The sequence below is a fragment of the Micromonospora thermarum genome, from assembly GCF_012034245.1.
Lineage (GTDB): Bacteria > Actinomycetota > Actinomycetes > Mycobacteriales > Micromonosporaceae > Micromonospora > Micromonospora thermarum.
The window spans coordinates 64,250-87,271 of record NZ_JAATEO010000021.1; the positions used below are offsets into that span (position 1 = coordinate 64,250).

General features: G+C 70.7%; 20 protein-coding genes and 4 pseudogenes. 14 read left to right on the plus strand and 10 right to left on the minus strand.

Going from position 1 to position 23,022, the window contains the following annotated elements; genetic code table 11:
* Positions 1-54: 54 nt before the first annotated feature.
* Together HCJ94_RS19450 and HCJ94_RS19455 are read right to left on the minus strand one after the other, a co-directional pair.
* A complete protein-coding gene (locus HCJ94_RS19450; RefSeq protein ID WP_168002463.1) occupies positions 55-1,218 on the minus strand; it encodes a CapA family protein in 1,164 nt (387 codons plus the stop codon).
* 56 nt (positions 1,219-1,274) lie between these two features.
* A complete protein-coding gene (locus tag HCJ94_RS19455; RefSeq protein WP_168002464.1) occupies positions 1,275-1,961 on the minus strand; it encodes an adenosylcobinamide amidohydrolase in 687 nt (228 codons plus the stop codon).
* A gap of 218 nt (positions 1,962-2,179) precedes the next feature.
* On the opposite strand from HCJ94_RS19455, the gene HCJ94_RS19460 reads away from it, so the two are divergent.
* From HCJ94_RS19460 to HCJ94_RS19500, 10 genes and pseudogenes are all read left to right on the plus strand, one after another.
* Positions 2,180-2,857, plus strand: a complete 678-nt coding sequence (locus tag HCJ94_RS19460) for a Crp/Fnr family transcriptional regulator (RefSeq protein ID WP_088981720.1) — start codon at positions 2,180-2,182, stop codon at positions 2,855-2,857.
* Positions 2,858-3,193: 336 nt separating this feature from the next.
* Complete coding sequence (locus HCJ94_RS30350; RefSeq protein ID WP_240944340.1) at positions 3,194-3,388, plus strand: hypothetical protein; 195 nt, start codon at positions 3,194-3,196, stop codon at positions 3,386-3,388.
* A gap of 176 nt (positions 3,389-3,564) precedes the next feature.
* Positions 3,565-4,170: a TetR/AcrR family transcriptional regulator gene (locus HCJ94_RS19470; protein ID WP_168002465.1), complete on the plus strand. Its 606-nt coding sequence runs from the start codon at positions 3,565-3,567 to the stop codon at positions 4,168-4,170.
* Positions 4,171-4,353: 183 nt separating this feature from the next.
* Positions 4,354-5,214, plus strand: a complete 861-nt coding sequence (locus HCJ94_RS19475; protein WP_168002466.1) for a TIGR03084 family metal-binding protein — start codon at positions 4,354-4,356, stop codon at positions 5,212-5,214.
* 127 nt (positions 5,215-5,341) lie between these two features.
* Positions 5,342-7,024: an acyclic terpene utilization AtuA family protein gene (locus HCJ94_RS19480; RefSeq protein WP_373684359.1), complete on the plus strand. Its 1,683-nt coding sequence runs from the start codon at positions 5,342-5,344 to the stop codon at positions 7,022-7,024.
* Positions 7,021-7,263, plus strand: a pseudogene (locus HCJ94_RS31520) (acyl-CoA dehydrogenase family protein); the annotation flags it as partial. The gene HCJ94_RS19480 and the pseudogene HCJ94_RS31520, both read left to right, overlap by 4 nt.
* A gap of 192 nt (positions 7,264-7,455) precedes the next feature.
* Positions 7,456-8,280, plus strand: a pseudogene (locus HCJ94_RS19485) (acyl-CoA dehydrogenase family protein); the annotation flags it as partial.
* Positions 8,277-9,878, plus strand: coding sequence for an acyl-CoA carboxylase subunit beta (locus HCJ94_RS19490; RefSeq protein WP_168002469.1), 1,602 nt, complete (start codon positions 8,277-8,279; stop codon positions 9,876-9,878). The pseudogene HCJ94_RS19485 and the gene HCJ94_RS19490, both read left to right, overlap by 4 nt.
* Positions 9,879-9,885: 7 nt before the next feature.
* Positions 9,886-12,003 carry an ATP-binding protein gene (locus tag HCJ94_RS19495; RefSeq protein WP_168002470.1) on the plus strand — a complete coding sequence of 706 codons (2,118 nt, stop codon included), beginning with the start codon at positions 9,886-9,888 and terminating at the stop codon, positions 12,001-12,003.
* A complete protein-coding gene (locus HCJ94_RS19500) occupies positions 12,000-13,163 on the plus strand; it encodes an acyl-CoA dehydrogenase family protein (RefSeq protein WP_168002471.1) in 1,164 nt (387 codons plus the stop codon). Before HCJ94_RS19495 ends, HCJ94_RS19500 begins: the two co-directional genes overlap by 4 nt.
* Before the next feature lie 90 nt (positions 13,164-13,253).
* Here HCJ94_RS19500 and HCJ94_RS19505 read toward each other — a convergent pair whose 3' ends face one another.
* The 4 genes and pseudogenes from HCJ94_RS19505 to HCJ94_RS19520 all read right to left on the minus strand — a co-directional run bounded on the left by HCJ94_RS19505 (position 13,254) and on the right by HCJ94_RS19520 (position 16,615).
* Positions 13,254-13,826 (minus strand): DUF4276 family protein, encoded by a 573-nt coding sequence (locus tag HCJ94_RS19505; protein WP_168002472.1) that lies wholly within the window; start codon positions 13,824-13,826, stop codon positions 13,254-13,256.
* The gene (locus HCJ94_RS19510; RefSeq protein ID WP_205801555.1) at positions 13,823-15,070 is read right to left on the minus strand and encodes an AAA family ATPase; all 1,248 of its coding nucleotides are present in this window, start codon (positions 15,068-15,070) and stop codon (positions 13,823-13,825) included. The genes HCJ94_RS19505 and HCJ94_RS19510 overlap by 4 nt, the downstream gene beginning before the upstream one ends.
* Positions 15,071-15,574: 504 nt before the next feature.
* Positions 15,575-15,764: pseudogene (locus HCJ94_RS19515) on the minus strand (DUF397 domain-containing protein).
* Entirely contained in the window at positions 15,761-16,615 is an 855-nt protein-coding gene (locus HCJ94_RS19520; protein ID WP_168002474.1) for a helix-turn-helix domain-containing protein, read from the minus strand. Before HCJ94_RS19520 ends, HCJ94_RS19515 begins: the two are co-directional and overlap by 4 nt.
* A 623-nt stretch (positions 16,616-17,238) precedes the next feature.
* On the opposite strand from HCJ94_RS19520, the pseudogene HCJ94_RS31525 reads away from it, so the two are divergent.
* Positions 17,239-17,478, plus strand: a pseudogene (locus tag HCJ94_RS31525) (hypothetical protein); the annotation flags it as partial.
* Here HCJ94_RS31525 and HCJ94_RS19535 read toward each other — a convergent pair.
* Positions 17,438-17,632: a hypothetical protein gene (locus HCJ94_RS19535; protein ID WP_168002411.1), complete on the minus strand. Its 195-nt coding sequence runs from the start codon at positions 17,630-17,632 to the stop codon at positions 17,438-17,440. The pseudogene HCJ94_RS31525 and the gene HCJ94_RS19535 overlap by 41 nt on opposite strands.
* A gap of 3 nt (positions 17,633-17,635) precedes the next feature.
* Between HCJ94_RS19535 and HCJ94_RS19540 the strand changes: the two genes are divergently transcribed.
* From HCJ94_RS19540 to HCJ94_RS19550, 3 genes are read left to right on the plus strand one after another with little or no spacing between them, the layout of a single operon-like run.
* Positions 17,636-18,103, plus strand: coding sequence for a hypothetical protein (locus HCJ94_RS19540; RefSeq protein WP_168002412.1), 468 nt, complete (start codon positions 17,636-17,638; stop codon positions 18,101-18,103).
* A gap of 10 nt (positions 18,104-18,113) precedes the next feature.
* Entirely contained in the window at positions 18,114-18,665 is a 552-nt protein-coding gene (locus tag HCJ94_RS19545) for a Panacea domain-containing protein (protein ID WP_168002476.1), read from the plus strand.
* Positions 18,658-18,951, plus strand: a complete 294-nt coding sequence (locus HCJ94_RS19550; RefSeq protein WP_168002477.1) for a hypothetical protein — start codon at positions 18,658-18,660, stop codon at positions 18,949-18,951. Before HCJ94_RS19545 ends, HCJ94_RS19550 begins: the two co-directional genes overlap by 8 nt.
* A gap of 4 nt (positions 18,952-18,955) precedes the next feature.
* Here HCJ94_RS19550 and HCJ94_RS19555 read toward each other — a convergent pair whose 3' ends face one another.
* From HCJ94_RS19555 to HCJ94_RS19565, 3 genes are all read right to left on the minus strand, one after another.
* Positions 18,956-20,071, minus strand: a complete 1,116-nt coding sequence (locus HCJ94_RS19555) for a hypothetical protein (RefSeq protein WP_168002478.1) — start codon at positions 20,069-20,071, stop codon at positions 18,956-18,958.
* A 95-nt stretch (positions 20,072-20,166) separates the two neighbouring features.
* Positions 20,167-21,090 carry a transporter substrate-binding domain-containing protein gene (locus HCJ94_RS19560; protein ID WP_168002479.1) on the minus strand — a complete coding sequence of 308 codons (924 nt, stop codon included), beginning with the start codon at positions 21,088-21,090 and terminating at the stop codon, positions 20,167-20,169.
* 117 nt (positions 21,091-21,207) lie between these two features.
* Positions 21,208-22,992 carry an alpha/beta hydrolase gene (locus tag HCJ94_RS19565; protein WP_168002480.1) on the minus strand — a complete coding sequence of 595 codons (1,785 nt, stop codon included), beginning with the start codon at positions 22,990-22,992 and terminating at the stop codon, positions 21,208-21,210.
* Positions 22,993-23,022: the final 30 nt, after the last annotated feature.

Below are 23,022 nucleotides of genomic sequence, written 5' to 3' on the forward strand. Positions count from 1 at the left end.
AAGCCTACGTCGCCGGCCCGACAGACGGTCGGGCCACGCCCGCGCCCCGGCCGGTCAGCCCTCGGCGGGCGGGCTGATCTTCCCCGAGTCGTCGAGGACCGCCCCGGTCTCCGGGAAGTCCTTCTCGCTGAGGTCCCGCACCAGGCCCAGGCCACGGTCGTCCGTGTCCATCCTCGGGAGACCCGCCGAGTTCATGTACGTCGCGGCGAACGACCCGCCGGCCCAGGTGCCGTCCGGCTTGAGCGAGACCTTCAGCACCCCGCCCCAGCCCAGCCGGCCGCTGTTGTTGAGCGAGTTGCCGCCACCGGCGAAGTTCCCCAGGCTGTACGCGATCAGCCGGCCCTTGTAGAACTCCATGCCGCGCAGCACGTGCGGGCCGTGGCCGACGATGAGGTCCGCGCCGGCGTCGATCATCGCCTTGCTGAACCGCACCGGGTCGCCCCGGTTCTCGCCCAGGTACAGCTCGGTGCCCGGCTTCACCCGGGTCTTGTCGGCCCCCTCGGCGCCCATGTGCACCTGCACGACCACCAGGTCCGCCATGCCGGCCGCCTTGGTGACGACCTCCTTCGCCGCCGCGATGTCGGTCAGCGGGTTCGACCACGGGTACGACGAGAAGCCGGCGACCGCGACCTTGACGCCCTTCACGTCGACCACGGCGATCTGGTCGGGCGCGCCGGTGTGCGCGAGCTCGTACTTCTCGAGCGCGGCCTGGGTGTTCTCGTAGCCCTTCGCGCCGTAGTCGTACCCGTGGTTGTTGGCCTGGTTGAGCAGGTCGAACCCGGCGTCGCGCAGGTGTGCCGCGTACTCGGGCGGGGCGCGGAACTGGTAGCAGCGGGTGGAGTTGGCCCCGCACTTGCCGGTGCCGGTGTCGACGGTGAGCGGCTCCTCCAGGTTGCCCATCACCAGGTCCGCGGCGAGCGCCTTCTCGACGTCGTCGAAGAAGCCCTTGCCGTTGTTCGCCGGAAGCTTGTTCGGCGCGTTGGCCATGATGATGTCGCCGGTGGCGGAGAGGGAGATGGCCGCCTCGGCGGGCTGCGAGGCCTCACCGGACGGCACCGGGGCGCCGGTGCCGCCACCCCCGGCGCCGGGCTGCCAGACGGGGCCGGCTCCCGGGCCGGCGTCGCCGCAGCCCGCCACGAGCAGGGCGACGAGCAGCGCGCCGACCACCGGGAGGAGGCGGCGGCGCGGACGGGGTGGCGCGGGGGCGGCAGCGTACATCGCCCGCGACCCTACCGGCAGGTGGACGCGCCGACATGACCCGATCGGGCAGATGTTCAGCCGGGGAGCCGGTGGGACCAGGGCACCACCGTGCCGGCGCCTCCGACGGTGACGGCGGCGTGCACCGCCCGGGCCAGCGGCGCGCCCCAGGTGGAGCGGGGGCCGCCGTACGCCGCCTCCGGCCCGTCGGCCGGGCAGAGGACCGTCACCGCGTCGGTGGGGGTGCCGGTGCCCGGCACCCCCAGCTCCGCGAGCGCCTGCGCCTTCGCCTCGGTGGCCGTCGCCACCGCGTTGACCAGGGCGGCGTGCCCGAGCCGGGCCGGCACGTACACCACGATGTTGACCGTTCCCACCCGCTGGGAGGGGGCAGCCGGTGTGCTCGCCGTCACTCCGCCCTCCACCGCGGCGGCCGCCCAGACCGGCACGCCGAGCCCGACCGTGGCCCAGACCCGCACGCCGCTGTCGGTCCGGGCCACCACCTCCGCGACGTCCACGCCGGTCAGCAGGCCCACCCCGGGCCCGTCGAGGCCGAGCTGGTCGGTCAGCTCGGCCAGGTGGTCGGCCGGGTCCTCCCGGTCGTACGACATGGACACGGTGGCATTGACGACCCATTCCCGTACACCGAGGCCACCGCCGAGTGGCGCCGAGCTCACGGCGAGAAGCGGACGGTCGGCCCGCCACACCAGCAGCGGGGCGTCCCGCCCGTCCTCGCGGCGGGTGGTCAGGAACGGCTCGTTCAGCACGTGGCGACCCTACGACCTGCGGCACCGGCCGGCGTGCGCCCCTCCGGCGGGCGGGCGATCCTAGCGGGTGATCACGACGGGCACGTTACGTCCAACGATCAAGATTCCAGGGGTGCACCTCGGATAACCGCTCACGTGCGCCTAGACTGGCGACGCGCGAGGGAGAAGCGGACGGCGGACCCGGCCGAGAAGACGGCACGCGCAGGCGGAGGTGCGCGATGGACGAGGTACTGGCCCGCAGCGGGATCTTCCAGGGCGTCGACCCGGAGGCTGCCGAGGCGCTCGCCAAGGAGATGGAGACGCTCGAGGTCCGGAAGGGCGAGGTCGTCTTCAACGAGGGCGAGCCCGGTGACAGCCTGTACATCCTGCTGTCCGGCAAGATCAAGGTCGGCCGCCGGGCGGCGGACGGCCGGCAGAACCTGATCGCGGTCATGGGACCGTCGGACATGGTCGGCGAGCTGTCGCTCTTCGACCCCGGCCCGCGTACGGCGACCGCCACCGCGGTGACCGACACCCGCCTGGTGCGGCTGCGCAAGCAGGCGCTGCGCCCCTGGCTCAACAACCGGCCGGAGATCGCCGAGCAGCTGCTGCGGGTGCTCGCCCGCCGCCTGCGCCGGACGAACGACTCGCTGGCCGACCTGATCTTCACCGACGTCCCCGGCCGGGTCGCGAAGAACCTGCTCCAGATGGCCGGCCGGTTCGGCACCCGCGACGGCGGCGTGCTGCGGGTGACCCACGACCTGACCCAGGAGGAGATCGCCCAGCTCGTCGGCGCCTCCCGCGAGACGGTCAACAAGGCGCTCGCCGACTTCGCCTCGCGCGGCTGGCTGCGCCTGGACGGCAAGAGCATCATCATCCTCGACCCGGAGCGCCTGGCCCGCCGCGCCCGCGTCTGACCAAGAGCATCTGACGAAACGGCCCGGCCCACCCTCGCGCGGGCCGGGCCGTTCGCGTCCACCCGCCCCACTCCCCGCCGATCATGGAGTTTTGGTCCCCGTTTCGCCCCCGTCTGTGGCTTTTGCGGGGTCCAGAACTCCATGATCGACGGGAGCCGGGACCGCGGTGGTCTGCCGGGAGCAGAACGGGGTCGACGTCGTGACGGAGCGTCGGGGACGGTGGGACGATGCTTCAGCGGGTTGCTGTTCTCTCCGACATTCATGGTGTGGTGCCGGCGCTGGAGGCTGTGCTGGGCGAGCCGGACGTGGCCGGTGCTGACCTGATCGCGGTCACCGGTGACATCGCCGCCGGCCCTGCTCGGCCCGGGCGTGCAGCTCCGGCGCACCCTGTTCGACGTGGACGCCGCGTGCGCCCGGATTGCCGCCGAGTCGACGTACCCGGACGCCGCCGCCTTCGCCGACGAGTACGTCCGATCCCGCCACAGCGACACGGATGCGTTGACCGTCTTCGCCCCGCGCGACGGCCGCTGACCCGCTCCGGCCGCGGAGCCCATGAGCGTCTGATGAGACCGGCCGTTCCGGCCCAGCTCGCGATCAAACGATCATGAAAAGGGAACGACACCGCAGCGGTGCCACTGGCGCGGCTGTTCGTCGCCTCAGAAAAAGTCAGGCTTGACTGTTTGTTTTGCGGGCGGCACGCTGAGGCCGTGTCCGGTGTATCGACCCGCGTCCCCCAGCAGGAACGCAGCCGCGCCACCCAGGCCCGGTTGCTGGAGGCCACCGTGGACTGCCTGGTCGAGCACGGCTGGTCGGGCACCACCACGACCGTCGTGGCGACCCGGGCGGGCGTGTCGCGTGGCGCCCAGCTCCACCACTACCCGACCAAGGCGGCGCTGGTCACCGCCGCGGTCGCGCACCTCGCCGAGCGGCGCGCGGAGGAGTTGCGCGTCGAGGCGGAGGCCCTGCCGGCCGGCCCGCAGCGACTCGACCGGGTGGTCGACCTGCTCGCCGCGGCCTTCACCGGCCCGCTCTTCGTCGCCGCCCTGGAGCTGTGGGTCGCCGCCCGCACCGACCGGGAGCTGCGGGAGGCGCTGGTGCCGCTGGAGGCACGGGTCGGCCGGGAGATGCACCGCCTGACCGTCGCGCTGCTCGAGGTCGACGAGCGCCGCCCCGGCGTACGGGAGGCGGTGCAGGCGACCCTCGACCTGCTCCGCGGCCTGGGCGTCGCCAACCTGCTGAACGACGACTCCGCCCGCCGCACCGCGCTGCTCGCCACCTGGAAACGCCAGCTCACCCACCTGCTCGCCCTCTGACCCCCGGCACCCGGCGTCGCCCGCCCGCCGAGCCGGCACCCCCGTCCCACGCCGCCACCACAGATCCGCGCCGGAACAGAGCCACCGCACCACCCCCGGACACCCGGCCCAGCCGCACCCCCGCACCGACGTACCGCATCCGGACCCACCGCACCGACCACCGCCGAGACCCCCGGAGGCACCATGGTCGACCTCACGGACCTGCTGACGGATCTGGCCGCCGAGTCAGACGACCTGGACTCCCTCGTCGCCCCGCTGTCCGCCGCCGACTGGGCCCGACCCACCCCCGCGCCGGGCTGGACGATCGGCCACCAGATCGCGCACCTGGCCTGGACGGATCACGTCGCCCTGCTGGCCGCGACGGACGCCGACGCGTTCTTCGCCTCGGTGACCACCGCGCCGGCCCCGGCCCGGCTGGTCGACGTCGGCGCCGAGGAGTTCCTCGCGCCGCCGGACGAGCTGCTGCCCCGCTGGCGGGCCGGCCGGGCGGCGCTCGCCGCCGCGCTCGCGGCCGCGCCACCCGGCGAGAAGCTGCCCTGGTACGGCACCGGGATGTCCCCCGCGTCGATGGTCACCGCCCGGATCATGGAGACCTGGGCGCACGGCGAGGACGTCGCCGACGCGCTCGGCGTCACCCGGCCCGCCACGGCGCGGCTGCGGCACGTCGCGTACCTCGGCTTCCGTACCCTGCGGCACTCCTTCGCCGCGCACGGCCGCGAGGTGCCGACGGCACCGGTGCGGGTCGAGCTGGCCGCGCCCGCGAGTGCGAGGAGTGAGCTTGCGAGCCCCGCAGCCGGGAGCGAAGACAACACCGACGGCGCGATCTGGTCCTACGGGCCGGCGGACGCGGCCGACCGGGTCACCGGGCCGGCGCTGGACTTCTGCCTGCTGGTCACCCAGCGCCGGCACCGTGCCGACCTCGGCCTCACGGCGACCGGGCCGGTGGCCGACGCCTGGCTCGACGTGGCCCAGGCGTTCGCCGGCCCGCCCGGCGCCGGCCGCGAGCCGCTGTCCACCCAGGACGCCTCCGAGGTGACGGCGTGAGCAGGTATGTCGAGCGAACCGCGTCTCGCAGGGTCGCCGAGCGGAGCGGGGTGACGGCGTGAGCGACGTCCTGCGGATCGGCAACGCCTCCGGCTTCTACGGCGACCGGTTCGCCGCCTGGCGGGAGATGCTCGACGGCGGCGAGCTGGACGTGCTCACCGGTGACTACCTGGCCGAGCTGACCATGCTCATCCTCGGCCGGGACCGGATGCGCGACCCCGACCTCGGCTACGCGAAGACCTTCCTCCGCCAGCTGGAGGGCACGCTCGGCACCGCGCTGGACCGGGGCGTCCGGATCGTCACCAACGCCGGTGGCCTGAACCCCGCCGGCCTGGCCGCCGCCGTCCGGTCGCTCGCCGCGCGGCTCGGGCTCGACGTCAAGGTCGGGTACGTCGAGGGCGACGCCCTCGCCCGGCCGGACGCGCTGACCGCGAACGCGTACCTCGGGGCGTTCGGCATCGCCGCCGCTCTCGACGGCGGCGCGGACGTCGTGGTCACCGGGCGGGTCACCGACGCGTCCCTGGTGGTCGGGCCGGCCGTCGCCCGGTTCGGCTGGGGGCGGGACGACCTGGACGCGCTCGCCGGCGCGACCGTCGCCGGGCACCTCCTCGAGTGCGGGGCGCAGGTGACCGGGGGCAACTTCAGCTTCTTCACCGAACTCCCCGACGGCGGGCACCGGCCCGGCTTCCCCCTCGCCGAGCTGCGCGCCGACGGCTCGTCGGTCATCACCAAGCACCCGGGCACCGGCGGCGCGGTCACCGTCGAGACGGTCACCGCCCAACTGTTGTACGAGGTGGGCGGGCCGGCGTACCTCGGGCCGGACGTGGTGACCCGCCTGGACACCGTGAGCCTCACGCAGGACGGGCCGGACCGGGTACGGGTGTCCGGCGTCCGGGGCACACCGCCGCCGGACACGCTGAAGGTCGGCGTCAACAACCTCGGCGGCTTCCGCAACTCGATGACGTTCGTGCTGTGCGGGCTGGACATCCCCGCGAAGGCGGCCCTGGTGCGCGGCCAGATCGAGGAGGCGGTCGGCAAGGAGGGGCTGGAGTTCGTCCTCGCCCGCACCGACCACCCCGACGCGGCCGACACCGAGGCGGCGAGCGCGCTGCTGCACGTACACCTGCGGGACGGTGACAAGGCACGGGCCGGACGCGCCTTCTCGGCGGCCGCGGTCGAGCTGGCCCTGGCCTCCTACCCCGGCTGCACGCTGACCACGCTGCCCGGCGACGCGACACCGTACGGGGTCTTCACCGCCGACACCGTGCCGCAGGACGCGGTGGACCACGTGGCGATCCTGCCCGACGGCGAACGCGTGCCGATCGGTCCGCCGACCCGGACCGCCTCCCTCGCCAGCGAGCCGGCGTCCGGCGAGTCTCGCCCAACCCTGAGCAGCCAGGCCGACGCGACCCCGCGCGGCAGCACCGGCACGACCGCCGGCCGACCGACGGGCGGCGACGCTGCGACCCGGCGGGCCCCGATCGGTGAGCTGGTCGGAGCCCGCTCGGGCGACAAGGGTGGCGACGCCAACCTGGGAGTCTGGGCGCGGACCGACGCCACCTGGGCCTGGCTGCGCGACTGGCTGACCGTCGAGCGGCTGGCCGAGCTGCTGCCGGAGACCGCGCCGCTGACCGTCGAGCGGTACGAGCTGCCGAACCTGCGGGCGGTCAACTTCCTGGTCCGGGGACTGCTCGGGCAGGGGGTGGCCGCCTCGACCCGCTTCGACCCGCAGGCCAAGGTGCTCGGCGAACTGCTCCGCTCGCGCGTCGTCGAGCTGCCGGCCGACCTGACTCCGGGGGCACCGTCATGACCATCGTGGACACTCCGGAACGCCGGCAGCTCCGCGAGCTGACGCGGGCGTTCGTGACGAGGGAGGTGCTGCCGCACCTCGACGACTGGGAGCGGGCCGGCGAGGTCCCCCGCGACCTGCACGCCACCGCCGCGAAGCTCGGGCTGCTCGGCATCGGCTTCCCCGAAGAGGTCGGCGGCAGCGGCGGTGACCTGCTCGACTCCATCACCGTCACCGAGGAGATCATCCGCTCGGGCGGCTCGTCCGGCCTGATCGCGGCGCTGTTCACGCACGGCATCGCCCTGCCGCACATCGTCGCGGCCGTCGGCGACACCGCTGCGTCCGCCGGTAACGCCGGGTCCGCCGGCAACGCAGGGTCCGCCGGCAACGCAGGGTCCGCCGGTAACGCCGGCTCCGCGACCACGCCCGGCCGCAGCAACGACTTGGCGCACGACCTCATCGACCGGTACGTCCGCCCGACCCTCGCCGGCACGATGATCGGCGCGCTCGCCGTCACCGAGCCCGACGGCGGCTCGGATGTCGCGAGCCTGCGCACCACCGCCCGCCGCGACGGCGACCACTACATGGTGAACGGCGCGAAGACCTACATCACCAGCGGCCACCGGGCCGACTTCGTGACCACCGCCGTGCGCACCGGCGGGCCGGGCGCGGGCGGCATCTCGCTGCTGGTGATCGACAAGGGGACGCCCGGCTTCACCGTCGGGCGGCGGCTGGAGAAGCTCGGCTGGCACTGCTCGGACACCGCCGAGCTGTCCTTCGCCGACGTCCGGGTTCCGGTGACGAACCTGGTCGGCGCGGAGAACACCGGCTTCCTCGCCATCATGCGGAACTTCGCCAGCGAGCGGATCTCCCTGGCCGTCCAGGCGTACGCGACCGCGCAGCGCTGCGTCGACCTGGCCACCCGGTGGTGCCGGGACCGGAAGACGTTCGGCCGGCCCCTCGCGAGCCGGCAACTCGTCCGGCACCGCCTCGCCGAGATGCACACCCGCGCCGAGGCGGCCCGCGCCTACGTGCTCGCGGTGGCCGAACGTGCCGCCGCCGGGGAGCCGGTGATCAGCGAGGTGGCGATGGCGAAGAACGTCGCGGTGGCCGCCTGCGCCGACGTGGTCGACGCCGCGCTGCAACTGCACGGCGGGTTCGGCTACCTGCGCGACGCCGAGGTGGAGCGGCACTACCGGGACCAGCGCATCCTCGGCATCGGCGGCGGCACCACCGAGATCATGAACGAGATCATCGCGAAGGGCATGGGCCTGTGACCACACTCGACACCGCGATCGACCCCGCCTCCCCGGCAGCCCAGGCCAACCGGACAGCCCTGCTGGAACGCCTCGCCGAGCTGGACGCGGCGCTAGACCAGGCCCGCGCCGGCGGCGGGGAGAAGTACGTGGCCCGCCACCACAAGCGCGGCAAGCTGCTCCCCCGCGAGCGCATCGAGCTGCTGCTCGACCCGGACAGCCCGTTCCTGGAGCTGTCGCCGGTGGCCGCGTACGGGACGGACTTCCCGGTCGGCGCCAGCGTGGTGACCGGCATCGGCGTGGTCGAGGGCGTCGAGTGCCTGATCATCGCCAACGACCCGACGGTACGCGGCGGGGCCGTCAACCCCTGGTCGCTCGCCAAGACCCGGCGGGCCGGCGAGATCGCCCTCGCCAACCGGCTGCCGATGGTCAACCTGGTCGAGTCGGCCGGGGCGGACCTGCCCACCCAGGCGGAGATCTTCATCCCCGGCGGGCGGGTCTTCCGTGACCTGACCCGGCTCTCCGCAGCGAAGATCCCCACGGTCAGCGTGGTCTTCGGAAACGCCACCGCCGGGGGCGCGTACGTGCCGGGCATGTCCGACCACGTGATCATGATCCGGGACCGGTCGCAGGTCTACCTGGCCGGGCCGCCGCTGGTGAAGATGGCCACCGGCGAGGACGCCGACGACGAGTCGCTCGGCGGCGCGGCCATGCACGCCTCGACCTCCGGCCTGGCCGACTACCTGGCCGAGGACGAGCGCGACGGCATCCGGCTGGCCCGGCAGTGCGTACGCCGGCTCAACTGGCGCAAGACCGGCCCGCCGCCCCGCACAAGCCGTCCCCAGCCGCCGAAGTACGACCCGGAGGACCTGCTCGGCATCGCGAGCGCCGACCTCAAGGTGCCGTTCGACCCGCGCGAGGTCCTCGCGAGGGTGCTGGACGGCAGCGAGTTCGACGAGTTCAAGCCCAGCTACGGCACGGCGCTGGTCACCGGCTGGGGTGAGCTGCACGGGTACCCGGTCGGCGTGCTCGCCAACGCCCGGGGCGTGCTGTTCAGCGCGGAGGCGCAGAAGGCGGCGCAGTTCATCCAGCTCGCCAACGCGTCCGACACCCCGCTGATCTTCCTCCAGAACACCACCGGCTACATGGTCGGCACCGAGTACGAGCAGCGCGGCATCATCAAGCATGGCGCCTTGATGATCAACGCGGTGTCGAACTCGACGGTGCCGCACCTGACGGTCAACCTGGGCGCGTCCTACGGGGCCGGCAACTACGGCATGTGCGGCCGGGCGTACGAGCCCCGCTTCCTGTTCACCTGGCCGAACGCCAAGTCCGCGGTGATGGGCCCGGCGCAGCTCGCCGGCGTGCTGTCCATCGTCGCGCGGCAGGCCGCCGCCGCGAAGGGCCGCCCGTACGACGAGGAGTCCGACGCCGCGATGCGGATGATGGTCGAGCAGCAGATCGAGTCCCAGTCGGGGGCGCTCTTCCTCTCCGGCCGGCTCTACGACGACGGCGTGATCGACCCCCGGGACACCCGTACCGTCCTCGGGCTCTGCCTGTCGGCGATCCACAACGGACCGGTGAAGGGCGCCGACGGCTTCGGCGTCTTCCGGATGTGAGGACACGATGATCCAGAAGCTGCTCGTAGCCAACCGCGGTGAGATCGCCCGCCGGATCTTCGCCACCTGCCGGTCCCTCGGCGTGCAGACGGTCGCCGTGCACTCCGACGCCGACGCCGACGCGCCCTTCGTCGCCGAGGCCGACCAGGCCGTCCGCCTGCCCGGGAACACGCCCGCCGAGACGTACCTCCGGATCGACCTCATCCTCGACGCGGCCCGCAAGGCCGGCGCGGACGCCGTGCACCCGGGCTACGGCTTCCTCGCCGAGAACGCCGAGTTCGCCACGGCGGTCACCGACGCCGGCCTGACCTGGGTCGGGCCGCCCGCCAAGGCGATCGCCGCGATGGGCGACAAGGTGGCCGCGAAGGCGCTGCTCGCCGAGGCCGGCGTACCGATGCTCCCCACCTGGACCGACGCGGACCAGGTCACCGACTTCCCGGTGCTGGTGAAGGCGTCCGCCGGGGGCGGCGGGCGCGGCATGCGCGCCGTCCGCGACGCCGCCGGGCTCGCCGAGGCCGTCGCCAGCGCGCGCCGCGAGGCGGCCGCGGCGTTCGGCGACGGCACGGTCTTCATCGAGCGGTACGTCGAACGCGGCCGCCACGTCGAGGTGCAGATCTTCGGCGACGGGTACGGGACGGTGGTCGCCCTCGGCGTCCGCGAGTGCTCGATCCAGCGCCGCCACCAGAAGATCGTCGAGGAGGCACCCGGCGTGCTGCCGCCGCAGGTGCGGCAACGGCTGCACGAGGCGGCGGTGGCCGCCGGCCGGGCGGTCGACTACGTCGGCGCGGGCACGGTCGAGTTCCTGCTCGCGCCGGACGGCGACATCTACTTCCTGGAGATGAACACCCGCCTCCAGGTCGAGCACCCGGTCACCGAACTCACCACCGGCCTCGACCTGGTCCGGTTGCAACTGCTCGTCGCCGAGGGCGAGCCGCTACCCCTGTCCGCGACCCCGCCGCCAAACGGCCACGCGATCGAGGTACGCCTCTGCGCCGAGGACCCGGCCCAGGGCTACCGGCCCGCGACCGGAACCCTGCACCGGTTCGCCCTGCCCGGGGTGGCGGCCGAGTTCGGACCGCTGGCCGGTCCGGGCCTGCGGCTCGACTCCGGCGTGGTCGACGGCTCGGCGGTGAGCGTCCACTACGACTCGATGCTCGCGAAGGTGATCGCCTGGGCGCCCACCCGCGCCGAGGCGGCCCGCGTCCTGGCCGGTGCCCTGGCTCGGGCCGAACTGCACGGCGTGGCCACCAACCGGGACCTGCTGGTCCGCGTCCTACGGAGTCCGGAGTTCGCCGCCGTCGAGGTCGACACCGGCTTCCTGGACCGGCACCCCGAGGTCTTCGAGCCGCTACTGCCCGCCGACGAGGTTCCCCTGGTCGCGCTCGCAGCGGCCCTCGCGTCAGCGGCCGACCGTCGCGCCTCGGCGTCGGTGCTGGCCGGGCTGCCGTCGGGCTGGCGCAACGTGCCCGCCTTCCCCCAGGTCACCCGCTTCACCGGCCCGGACGGCGGCGAGATCGAGGTCCGCTACCGCCTGGATCGCGCCGGACGGCTCGCCGAGTGGTCAACACTGCCGGCCGCCTCCGGACGGGCTACCTCGGCGGCAACGTCCGACAGCGGCCCGGCCGCCCGGGGCGGGATAGCCGGCAACCCGACGTCGAACGGCGGCTCGCCGGCAGCGGCCGGCGACGCCACGACCTCCGACGAATTCGGCGGTGCGCCGACCGTCGCACTGGTCGAGGCCGCCACGGAACGGGTCGTGCTCGACGTGGATGGGGTGCGGCGGGCGTACCGCGTACACCGTCAGGGGTCGGAGGTCTTCGTGGACGGCCCGGACGGGGCGGCGAGCCTCGCCGAGCTGCCGCGCTTCCCCCTACCCACCGCGGAGCTGGCCGCCGGGTCGCTGCTCGCGCCGCTGCCCGGCGCGGTGACCCGGGTGCACGTCGAGGTCGGCCAGCGGGTCGCCGCCGGTGACCTGCTGCTGACCCTGGAAGCGATGAAGCTGGAACACCCCGTGCTCGCCCCCACCGACGGCGTGGTCGCCGAACTGCCGGTCCCGGCCGGCGGCCAGGTCGACACCGGCGCCGTGCTGGCCGTGGTCAACCCTCTTGAGGAGGCTCAGTCATGAACTTCGACCTCACCCCCGAGCAGGACCAGCTCCGCGACGCCGTGCGGGCGCTGGGCAAGCGGTACGGCCACCGGTACTTCGTGGAGAAGGCCAAGGCCGGCGAGCACACCACCGAGCTGTGGAACGAGGCCGGCCGGCTGGGCTACCTGGGCGTGAACATCCCGACCGAGTACGGCGGCGGGGGCGGCGGCATCACCGAGCTGGCCATCGTCTGCGAGGAGCTGGCCGCAGCCGGCTGCCCGCTGCTGCTGCTCGTGGTCTCCCCCGCCATCGCCGCCACGGTCATCAACCGGCACGGCACCGACGAGCAGCGCAAGCGCCACCTGCCCGGCTTGGCGGACGGCTCCCAGAAGATCGTCTTCGCGATCACCGAGCCGGAGGCCGGCTCGAACTTCCACCGCCTCGGCACAGTCGCCCGCCGTGACGGCGACGACTGGGTGCTCTCCGGCCGCAAGTGCTACATCTCCGGGGTCGACGACGCCGGTCACGTGCTCGTGGTGACCCGCACCGAGGACGCGGTGAGCGGCAAGCTGAAGCCGGCGCTGTTCATCGTCCCGACCGACGCGGCCGGGCTGACCTGGTCCAAGCTGGACATGGAGATCCTGTCCCCGGAGAACCAGTTCCTGCTCTACCTGGACGACGTCCGCCTGCCCGGCGACGCGCTGGTCGGCGAGTCGGTGGAGGCCGGCCTGCCGGCGCTGTTCTCCGGGCTCAACCCGGAGCGCATCACGGTCGCCGCGATGGGCGCCGGCACCGGCCGGTACGCGATCGAGCGCGCGTCGGAGTACACGGCGACGCGGGCGGTGTGGGGCGGGCGGACGATCGGCTCCCACCAGGGGGTGTCGCATCCGCTGGCGCACGCGGCGGTGCAGGTGGAGTTGGCCCGGCTGATGATCCAGAAGGCTTCTCTCCTCTATGACGCCGGGCGTGACCTGGAGGCGGGTGTCGCCGGAAACATGGCGAAGTACGCGGCTGGCGAGGCCGCGGCTCTGGCGGTGGACACGGCGGTGCAGGTGCACGGCGGGGCCGGCATGACCACGGAGTACGGGGTGGCGACGCTGCTCGGGGCGGTACGGGCGGGCCGGATCGCCCCGGTCAGCCGGGAGATGATCCTCAACTTCGTCGCCCAACACGTCCTCGGCCAAGACAAGTCGTACTGAGTTGGCACAGCTGGTCGGCCGCCTTTTCTCAGTCAGCTAGCTGCCCGGCTGCGGTGCCATGAGAGGCTAGGTCGCCACCTTCTGCGCGAGCTAAGCATCTAGTAGTCGCCCGATTTGTCGCACGAGCTTATCGAACGAGAGGCATCGTTGGGCTTGCTCTATGCTCAGCATGGCGGAGAAGGCCGGCTGGTGGATTGTCTCCCGGTACTTCTCTACCATCTGGCTCTCGAGCCGCGACTTCGCACCTCTCGGCAGTTCAGGATCACCCTCGAAATGTGCATCATCACGTACTGATCGATGAGTCCTCAGGGACTCAATTGCAGCCAGGAACCACGCCTCGTATTCGCGGACCGCGATGGCAACCAAGACGCCCTCCCTCTTCGCCGCATCTTCAATTTGCGTTGCTAGTTCTGATGGATCATCGTCGTCGGCATCAGCAACGACGAGCACGCCACCCTCGTTCGCAATTCGAGCCGTCTGCATCTCCACAGCACGACACATCGTTGGGCCAACCATCTGGTTCCGAGGAACCCGGTGAGGCTTGCTAAGTTCCACCGTAGCGCAGCCGAAAACCTCCAGGGCGATTCTCCGCACGAGAACGGGTAATGCGCTCACTTCGCCATAACCTTCAACTATCGATGCAATCGTAGGAGGCGCGCTCATCTAAACAACTCCAACTGCCCCGAATCGTTCTTCTCTGGAGCCAGTTGGTCAACTCGAAGCAGCTCACCTGGCGTAAATAGGCTTTCTCGCAATGCTTTCTGCCCAGCTGCGTCAACGCGGCCAATAACTGTGTTGCCTTCAATAGACCTTACAGCCAGAATCTCGTCTGGCGAGATGGTCGAGGAATCAAGCAGATCTGGGCTGTGTGTAGTTACTATGACTTGGCGAGACTCGCTTGCGTCCCGTAGGGCATCTAGAAGGAGGCCGGCCGCAGCAGGGTGCAGGGCAGCTTCTGGTTCTTCGACACCGACAGGGCTTGGCCTACCAGGGGCTCCACCAAGCAGCGCGGTGAGGACTCCGAGAGCTCTCAAAGTGCCATCACTCATCGAACTAGCCTGGAAGGTCCAAGGGGCTACATCTCCAGCAACCCGTTGCCGAAACTCAATGGTTTCCCAAGAACCAAGTCCTCTGCGCTCAACGCCCACTACGCCCTCTACGACCCGGCTCAGATATTCCTCAATCTTGGCCTTGGCATCCGGGTAGTCCCGCCGCAGCCGCTCGATCACGCTTGCAATATTTGATCCATCACGACGCAATAGGTCGCCGGCTTCAGGCTTCTGCAAGTGGCGCATAGCGTCCGGGTTCAGGTTATACACATTGATGCTGGAAAGACCCTCGTACACGAACCTGAAGGCCTCGATACCAGACACCGCCACTAAGTACAGTCGATCCTCGGAAACCTTTGGCAGCAACGGCTCGCTAGAGGACACGACCTTGCCTTCACGTACCTCATAAAACTTCTCGCTATAGAGCAGCGCCCGCAGTCCACCGGGGTCTATTACTTCGTCAGACTCAGGCCACCACACTCTGCATTCTTCACGCGAGACGCGGAAGTCCCCACCGCTAACGGCCCCCACCTGGAATCCGAATGTGCCACGCAAACCCGCCGCTGTGAATTCCATTGAAACGCCGAAGTGCGTTGGATGACCTCGTGAGCGTCGTCTAACCTCACTGATTCCGCCCCGTTCACGAAGCGCGTTGTCAAGATTTTCGTTGAGCGCCTGCGCGACAAGCCGAAGTGAGTCCAACACATTGCTCTTACCTGCGCCGTTTGGGCCAACTAACAGCGTCAGCGGACCCAGGTTTATGTCGCAGCCCGCGATACTCCTATAGTGACGCAGCTTTAAGCGGTTGATGGAAAACTTACCCATCGGGTCGGGCGCTACGAAAGGTTCATTCGTCACTTAGTTCCTCGATCCCGAGCCTGGCGCGGTGTGGGGTTGCCGCAACCCGCTAGAGCTGCGGCCGATGTCATAATGTCTCAGCCTAGTGTGCCTGTTCGTCATCCTGTTTGTCGTCGACCCGCCCTGCTGGCGGGAGTGGGTCGTAACCTTGGGCACCGACAACCCATAAGAGGCGTGCACGTGGCAGCGGTGCTGGACTAGGTCGACAGGACGTCAGACACGTGGACCTCCCCCGCGAACGACGCGGGGCTAGGGCGCAAGTCATGGTCTGGGTTGAGTCCTTTGACACGGTCGTATCGGCCGGGATGGCAGGCGCCGCCAGCTACGACGCGGGGCTGCTGCGGTGTACTACCGACTACGGACTGCCGTGGTCGAGGTCGACCGATCGGGCCGCTCCCCACCGTTGCATGGGCAAAACGGGCTCCATCGACACTGCGCTCACCCGGCCGAGCCGTACAGTCTCCGCCGTCCCACCCAGCCCTGGATATCGGCTGGTTCCCTTGCTCAGACGTCGAACTTACCGGTCTTGATGGCCTCGATGAAGCCACTCCACTCGCGGGGGGGTAAAGGACAGCACCGGTCCCTGCCGGTCCTTGCTGTCTCGGATCATGACGGCGTGGGGTGGGGCGGCGACCTCCACGCAGTCACCGCCACCGTTGCTCCGCGTACTCTTCTTCCACTTGAGGGGGGTCATGTCTGTTCCTCTGCGATCGATGCGATGAGCTTGCGAGACTGCGCCTCGCTGAGGGCTTGCTGCTCGATGGCGGACCATACGCCTTCGTACGCTGCGACCTCTGCGGGCTTGTCGAGATAGAGGGCGCCAGTGAGGCCGTCTGAGTAGATGATCGACGGCTCGCTACCCGCGTCGAAGTCGAGGATCGTGAAGGCGCCGTTGGTCATGCTGGCGCGGTGCAGGCCGACGCCGAACGGCACCACGCGCACAGACACGTTGGGCTGGCGGCTCACCGTGACGACATGGTTGAGCTGTTCGGCGTCCACACCCCGGCGCAGCACAGCTTCGTCAAGCATGATGTCCACCTGCGGAGCGCGGGGTGCGGAGCGGGTCAGCAGCGCCTGTCGGCCGAGTCGCACCGCTACGCCTCGGTCGATTTCCTCCGCGGTCATGTCCGGGCGTGCCACCTCGTAGACCCGTGTGGCGTACGCCTTGGTCTGAAGCAGGCCAGGGATCAACTGCGCCTCGTACTTCCGCAGGCGGCGTGCGGCGGCTTCCAGGCCCACATACAGCTCGAACCACTCGGGGATGGCGTCGCCATACGAGTGCCACCAACCGCGCCCCTTCGTCTCCTTCGCGAGGCCCATCAGCGCCTCGGTCAACTCCGGTGACGCTCCGTAAATTCTGCACATCGCCTCGACGTCGAGGGAGCGCATCGACGTCGCACCCGTTTCGATCCGCCAGATCTTCGGGGTGGACCACTCCAGCGCGTCGGCTGCTGCCTTGACGGTCATGCGCGCCTCTTCGCGGAGGTGCCGCAGGTGCCGCCCGAGCTGCCGCCGAGGAACCGTCGAGCCGGTGTCCGTCGTCATTGCCACTTCCTCTCCGGCACTACATACCGGGCGAAACTTGCGCTCGATATGTAACACCTGTTCGCCACGCTCAGCAATGGAACCTAACGAGGTGAAAGCTCCTCGATCGTTTCATCCAAAATGTAATCTTGCATATTGAGTGTTCGCCGGTAAACCATGAGCTGGGTGTGGCGGTCGGATGACCGTGCGTGGCCCGGCCGCCATGCCCCCAAAGCGAGGGGGCCGGATGAGCAGGCATGTCGCCTACGACCAGTACGTGATCGCAGTTGCGCTGACGATGGCTCGGCGGCACCGTCCGGTGTGGTCGTGGCAGAAGTGGCAGCGGGTCTGCCGATGCGGAAGCGCCCTGCCCTGCCAGGCAAGACACCGAGTGCCGATCAACCGCAGGCACTGGCCGGGTGAGGGCCGATGACCACGCATGGCCCTGTTCTGCCGATCTGGACGTGCGGCGGGTGTGGCGCCCCCTGGCCCTGCCGCACCCGCCGCAACGAACTCAAAGCCGAGTACGAGGATGCCCCGGTATCCCTAGCTCTCTACCTCGGCTCGTGCCTCGTAGCCGCGACCCAGGACATGGCCTGGGCACCGGCCGGCCTGCTCCACCGCCGCTTCCTCGGCTGGCTGCCATGACGGACCTGCGCGCCGGCACCCTGCTCCACATCGACCGCGCCGCCAGCGTCCAGTTCCTGACCCCGATCAAGTTCCGCCTGATCAGAGTCCTCGACTGGATCACGTACGACGGCTGGGTCTGGCTGGACGGCTACCAGCTCAACGCCAAGGGCGACGCCATCGCCCGCCGCACGATCTACCTCCAGAAGGCAGGACTCACCGGCACGCAGCGTCCACCCGGTGCACCGGGCGGACCCGCCGGCCCAGCCCCTCCAGCAGCGAGTCCTCGACGTGGAAGTCGTGGATCCGCAGCCGGTGCCGGGGCAGCTCCGCCTCTGAAGGGCAGAGCACCTGCGCGCGTACCTGATCCACCGGCACGTACCGCACCCCGCCGCGCTCCTGAGGGATCACCGTGTGGATGTCGAGGCGCTGATGAGCCGCCCGCACAAGCTGACTCCCGACCAGCTCAAGTCGCTGTGGCTGCACCGAGCGGTGGCGCGCCGCCTGGCCACCGATCCTGACGAGGTGCTCCGCAGGGCCAGAGTGAATCTCGACCGGCTGCTCCTGCAGCATCAGAAGACAATGACCGAGGTCTGGCTGAGGCGCTGGCAGGACAAGATCGACGAGGGTGTCGGCGCCGTTTACAGGGCACTGATCGCGGAAGATCCGGAAGCTGTCGACCTACGCCAGAACTCGCCCTTCGCTGGCATACTCCCTCAACCGCAGCGCCGGAAGATCCTCGCGGCCTTCAACGCGGCGACCGCTAGGACAGGTCGCGTCGAGAGCAGTTCGTGTCGCACCCTCTCGTTACTGTCCTCGTACTCCGTCGACCGCGACTCCCGCCCGTGCTGCCACCACCGGAACCTCTCGATCGACCCCTAACATGGGAGGCATGACCGTGTCCGCGCATGACATCGCCGCCGAACTTCGCGACCGGCTACCCGGACTTCCGGTCAAGAAGCTGCACAAACTGCTCTACTACTGCCAGGGCCACCACCTCGCCACCTTCGATCGCCCTCTGTTCGGAGAGCGCATCGACGCGTGGGACATGGGCCCAGTCGTGTCCTCACTGTGGCGGGACGAGCGCAGGGGTCACGCACCCCCGCCGCGCCGCCAGCTTGGAGAGGCGGAGCTGAACACCATCGGGTACGTGATCTCTCGGTACGGCAACCTCACCGGCACCGACCTGGAGAACCTCACGCACGGCGAACCACCCTGGCGCCTGGCCGACAGCAGCCGTCGTCCTGGTGAGTCCGTCACGATCCGGCAGGACTGGATCAAGGAGTTCTTCCGTACCGCTGGTGCTCCTCGCCAGCAGGACGACGAAACGGTCCTCGACACCGCCGACGTGCGGGCATGGCTGGCCGACGCCGCCATGGACGAGCGGGGGATGCACGAAGACAGCGTTGAAGCCCTCCGCGCGAGGCTCGTTACTGGTGTCTGACGCCGCTTTGTGGTCGCTGAAGGGCTTCACCGACCACCTCGACATCTGGATCAAGACCGAGTCCCCCGACCAGGACCTCATCAACCTGGTGACGGCATGGGTGCTTTCCCGCTTTGAGGACCCCTATCAGGGCGTTCGCCGCGAACCAGGCTTTGACAACCTGTGGTGGGGGCAGGTGCCCTTGTCGCTCCACGACGGCACCGTGGTGGTTTGCTCGTATGTGATTGAGGAACGGACACGCACCGTAACCTGCAAGAGCATCTCGGCCCTGTCCTGGCCGATTTAGCTGATTATCGGCAGGCAGCGTCCACCCGGTGCACCGGGCGGACCCGCCGGCCCAGCCCCTCCAGCAGCGAGTCCTCGACGTGGAAGTCGTGGATCCGCAGCCGGTGCCGGGGCAGCTCCTCCTCCGAAGGGCAGAGCACCTGCGCGCGTACCTGTCCCACCGGCACGTAGCGCACGCCGCCGCGCTCCTGGAGGATCACCATGTTGACGTCGTCGGTGGTCACCACGTGCCCCCGGATGTCCTCGGTAACTCCGACAGAGGCCCCGGAGGAGTCCCCCACCGTCGTCACGGTGAGCGGCAGCACCGGCGTACTGATCACCGGCAGCGCCACCCACACCAGCATGGCCAGCACGGCGAGCTGGGTGAGCGAGGCGAGTGGCCGGATCACCACGCCGGGCAGCGGCCCGGCGATGAAGAGCGCCAGCAGCGGCGGAACGACCAGCAGCACGATCGCCAGCCACTCTTCCAGCCGCCATGCGTCACGCAGCGTCGGCACGAGCAGGAACAGGTAACCGCCGAACACCGCCGCGACGACGAGGACCCGGGCCACGGGTTGCTCGTGCAGCCGTTCCGGCCGCACCTGGAACGCCGCGAAGGCGGCGGGCACCAGCAGCGGCAGGTACAGCAGCGGCCAGGTCACCAGGGCCATCAGGAAGCTCGCCGCCACGAACCAGGTCGGGGTGACCTCGACCCAGCGGGCGAAGAGGGGCCGGCGCGCCGCACCATCCACGCTGGCGGCGAGCACCGCGCCGAGCGCGAAGACCGCGACGAGCGCGGTGGCGAGCAGGCGCGCGGCGGTGGTGAGGAAGCCGGCCAGCAGGTTGATCGGCCCGACGTTGGCCACCAGCAGCAGCGTCGTCTGCAACTCGCCGCCGGCCTCGACCCCGAGCCGGAGCACCGAGAAGATCGCCGGCACGCCGACCACGGCCGTCCAGAACGACTGGCTGGCCCGCGCCCGCCGCTCGACCTGGTCCCAGCCGCCGACGGTCCCCGTCCGAGGCGTGACGGGAGCTGGCTCGACCTGCCCCGCCGCCGACCCGAGCGGCGGCCCCTGCGACGGCGACGGCGACCCGAGCGACTCCGCCGCCGGCGAGGGCGAGGGCGACGGCGACGATGGCACGGGTGGCGTCCCCGGCGGCGAGGCTGACGGTGGTGCGGGTGAACGCGGGACGGGCGGCGTCGGGCCGCCAGGATCGCCGGTCGCCGCCGCCGTGCTCATCGCCGGGGCGCCTTGTCGTCGAAGTCGACCAGCTTCGGCACGTCGAGCGGTTGCGGCTGCCGCTTCTCCACGCGCAGCCACGGCCCGAGCGTCCGGTTGTACGCGGTCTGCCACGGGCTGGTCTGCCCGTTGCGCCCCTGCTGGTAGCTCTTGTCGAGGAAGTACGCCACCAGGTCCCGCAGCGCCGGGTCGCCGATCGGTACGCCGACGCCGAGCAGTTCGCTGGTGCCGAACGGCATGTCGACGATCTCGAACTCGGTCGGGTGGCGGGCCAGGAAGCCGGCGAGGATCGTCTCGTCGGAGCTGACCGCGTCGTACCGGCCGGCGCGGATGCCCTCGACGCAGTCCCAGACGTCCTTGACCACGACCGTGGGGACCTGGTGTTTCTCCAGCTCCGCCTCGGTGGTGGAGCCGCCGCTGGTGCAGATCTTGTACTTCGGGTTCCGCAGGTCCTCGATGGTGCGGATGGCGTCCTTGTGCCGGGTCGGGACCAGCACCTCCTGCGTGGTGACGAAGTAGGGCCCGGCGAAGCTGACCAGCTTCTTGCGCTCGTCGGTGATGGAGAAGCTGGAGACCACGAAATCCACCACGCCGCCCTGGAGGGCGGGGATGCGGTCCTCGGTGGACACGTTCACGAACTCGACCCGCTGCTCCCCCTCGTACCCGAGGGAGGCCGCGATGTAGCGGGCGATCTCGACGTCGAAGCCGACGTGCGTGCCGTTGCGGACCTCGCCCATCAGCGGCTCGTCGTCCGCCACCCCGATCCGCAGGATCGGCTGACCCCAGATGTGGGACTCGCGGAGCTTCTCCTGCACCGAGGGCAGCTCCGGCTCCCGCTGGCTGTCGCAGCCGGCGGCCGCGGCCAGGAGCAACGTCGTCGCCACGGCGACGGTGGTGGCGACCGAACGGAACCGGGACATGGATCACCTCGCTACGCGGCGGAGCCTGTGGGAAACCGACGGTAGCGGGCGCCGTCGAACGTGAGAAAGAGCCGGGGTACGGCGGGCGCTCGATCGCCCGCCGTACCCCGGGGTCCGTCAGCGGACGGTCAGCGTGCCGACCGCGGGCAGCGGCGCCACCACCGGCGGGAGCTGCTTGCGGTCACCGCGACGCGGCGCGTCCTGCGCGGCGCGGGCGTTCGACGGCTTCGCCCGCTCGGTCGCCGCCGGCTCGTCCGGCAGCGGCACGAAGGGCTGGATGTCGCCCGTGCAGACCGTGCCCTTCGCCGGCAGCGTGCCCCGGATCAGGTACGCGTCGACGGTGCCGGTGACGCAGGCCGACGTCCCGTACGCGGTGTGGCCCCAGCTGTCGCTGCTGAGCAGGCGGCTGTTCGGCAGGAGCTTCGCCGCGGCGACCGCGCCCTGGTAGTTGGTGGCCGGATCCCAGTAGTTACCGACCACCAGCACCGGCGCGCTGGTCTTCCGGTTGAACGGCCCGGTGAACCGGTCCTCGTCGCGCACGGTCCAGGTGTCGCGGGCGCACGGCGAGGTGCCCCACGTCCACAGCCGGCCGAAGTACGGATCCCGCTTGTCGGCCTTCGCCGCCCGCGCCGGCCACGAGCCGGCGTCCTTCGGGTGGTTGCCGTCGGTGCAGTCCACGCCGAGGAAGGTCTCCAGCCCGTTGTTGTACGGGAAGTCGAACTTCCGCTGCTGGCGCGCCTGCGCGGCGAGCCGGACCACGCCGGCCTTCGCCTCGGTCTTCGCGGCCGGGGAGGCGGCCGGGTCGGTCAGCACCAGCAACTCGGCGGTGAGGCCGACGACCTGCTCGTACCCGAACGGGCCGTAGAGACCGCCCAGAGTGGACCCGACGAAGTCCGCGTACGTGACGGTGAACTGGCCCAGGTCGGGGTCGTCGATGACGAGCGGCTTGGCGCGCAGGCGCTTGGCGACCAGGTCGTACGAGGCGACCGGGTCACCGGCGGCCAGGGAGCACAGCTCCTCGCCGGCCTTCTCGCACCGGTCCAGGATCTCGCGGAGCGCCCTGTACGCGCCCTGGGCGCTGCGCATCCGGTCCTCCTGGGTGACGTCGCGCGCCTTGCCCTGCCCCACCCACGCATTCGGGTCGAGGACGCCGTCGATCACCAGGGCGCGGACCCGGTCCGGGAACATGTTCGCGTAGTACTGCCCGAGGATGCTGCCGTAGCTGAACCCGAGGAACGTCAGCTTCTTGTCGCCGACCGCCCGGCGCAGCACGTCCATGTCGCGGGCGACCTCCGCCGTGGACATGGCGCCGCTGAGCGGCTTCCCGGTCGTGGAGCAGCCCTTCGCGACGGCCTTCGAGGACGTGACGTACGCCTTCTCCTCGTCCTTCGTCCAGGGGAACGCCACGTTCAGCCCGGCGTACGCCTTGGTCTGCTCCTTCACCGACGGGAAGCAGCGGACCTGCTCGCTGGCGGCGACGCCGCGCGGGTCCACACCGACCACGTCGAAGCGGTCGAGCACCTCGTCACCGAGGAAGTACGGCGCCGCGAGCGCGATGTCGGTGCCGGAGCCACCCGGGCCGCCCGGGTTGACGAAGAGGCTGCCGATCCGGTTCTTCTGGTCGCGGGCCTTGACCCGCAACAGGGCGATCTCGGTCGTCGCGCCCTTCGGCTTGTCGTAGTCCAGCGGCAGCTCGACGGTGGCGCACTCGGCGTAGTCGTAGCACGCGTACCAGTCCAGCTTGGGCGTGGGGACGCGGTCGACCCGCCGCGCCTCGGCGGGGCTGGTGCGGTCGGACGTGACGGGCCGACCCCAGCCGGCCTGAGCGGGTGGGACCGCCAGTCCGCTGAGGAGGATGCCGGCGATGCCGGCGGCGGCGAGGGACCGGGTTCGTCGTGGCATGTGGACGCCTTCCGGTGGACAACAGGGACG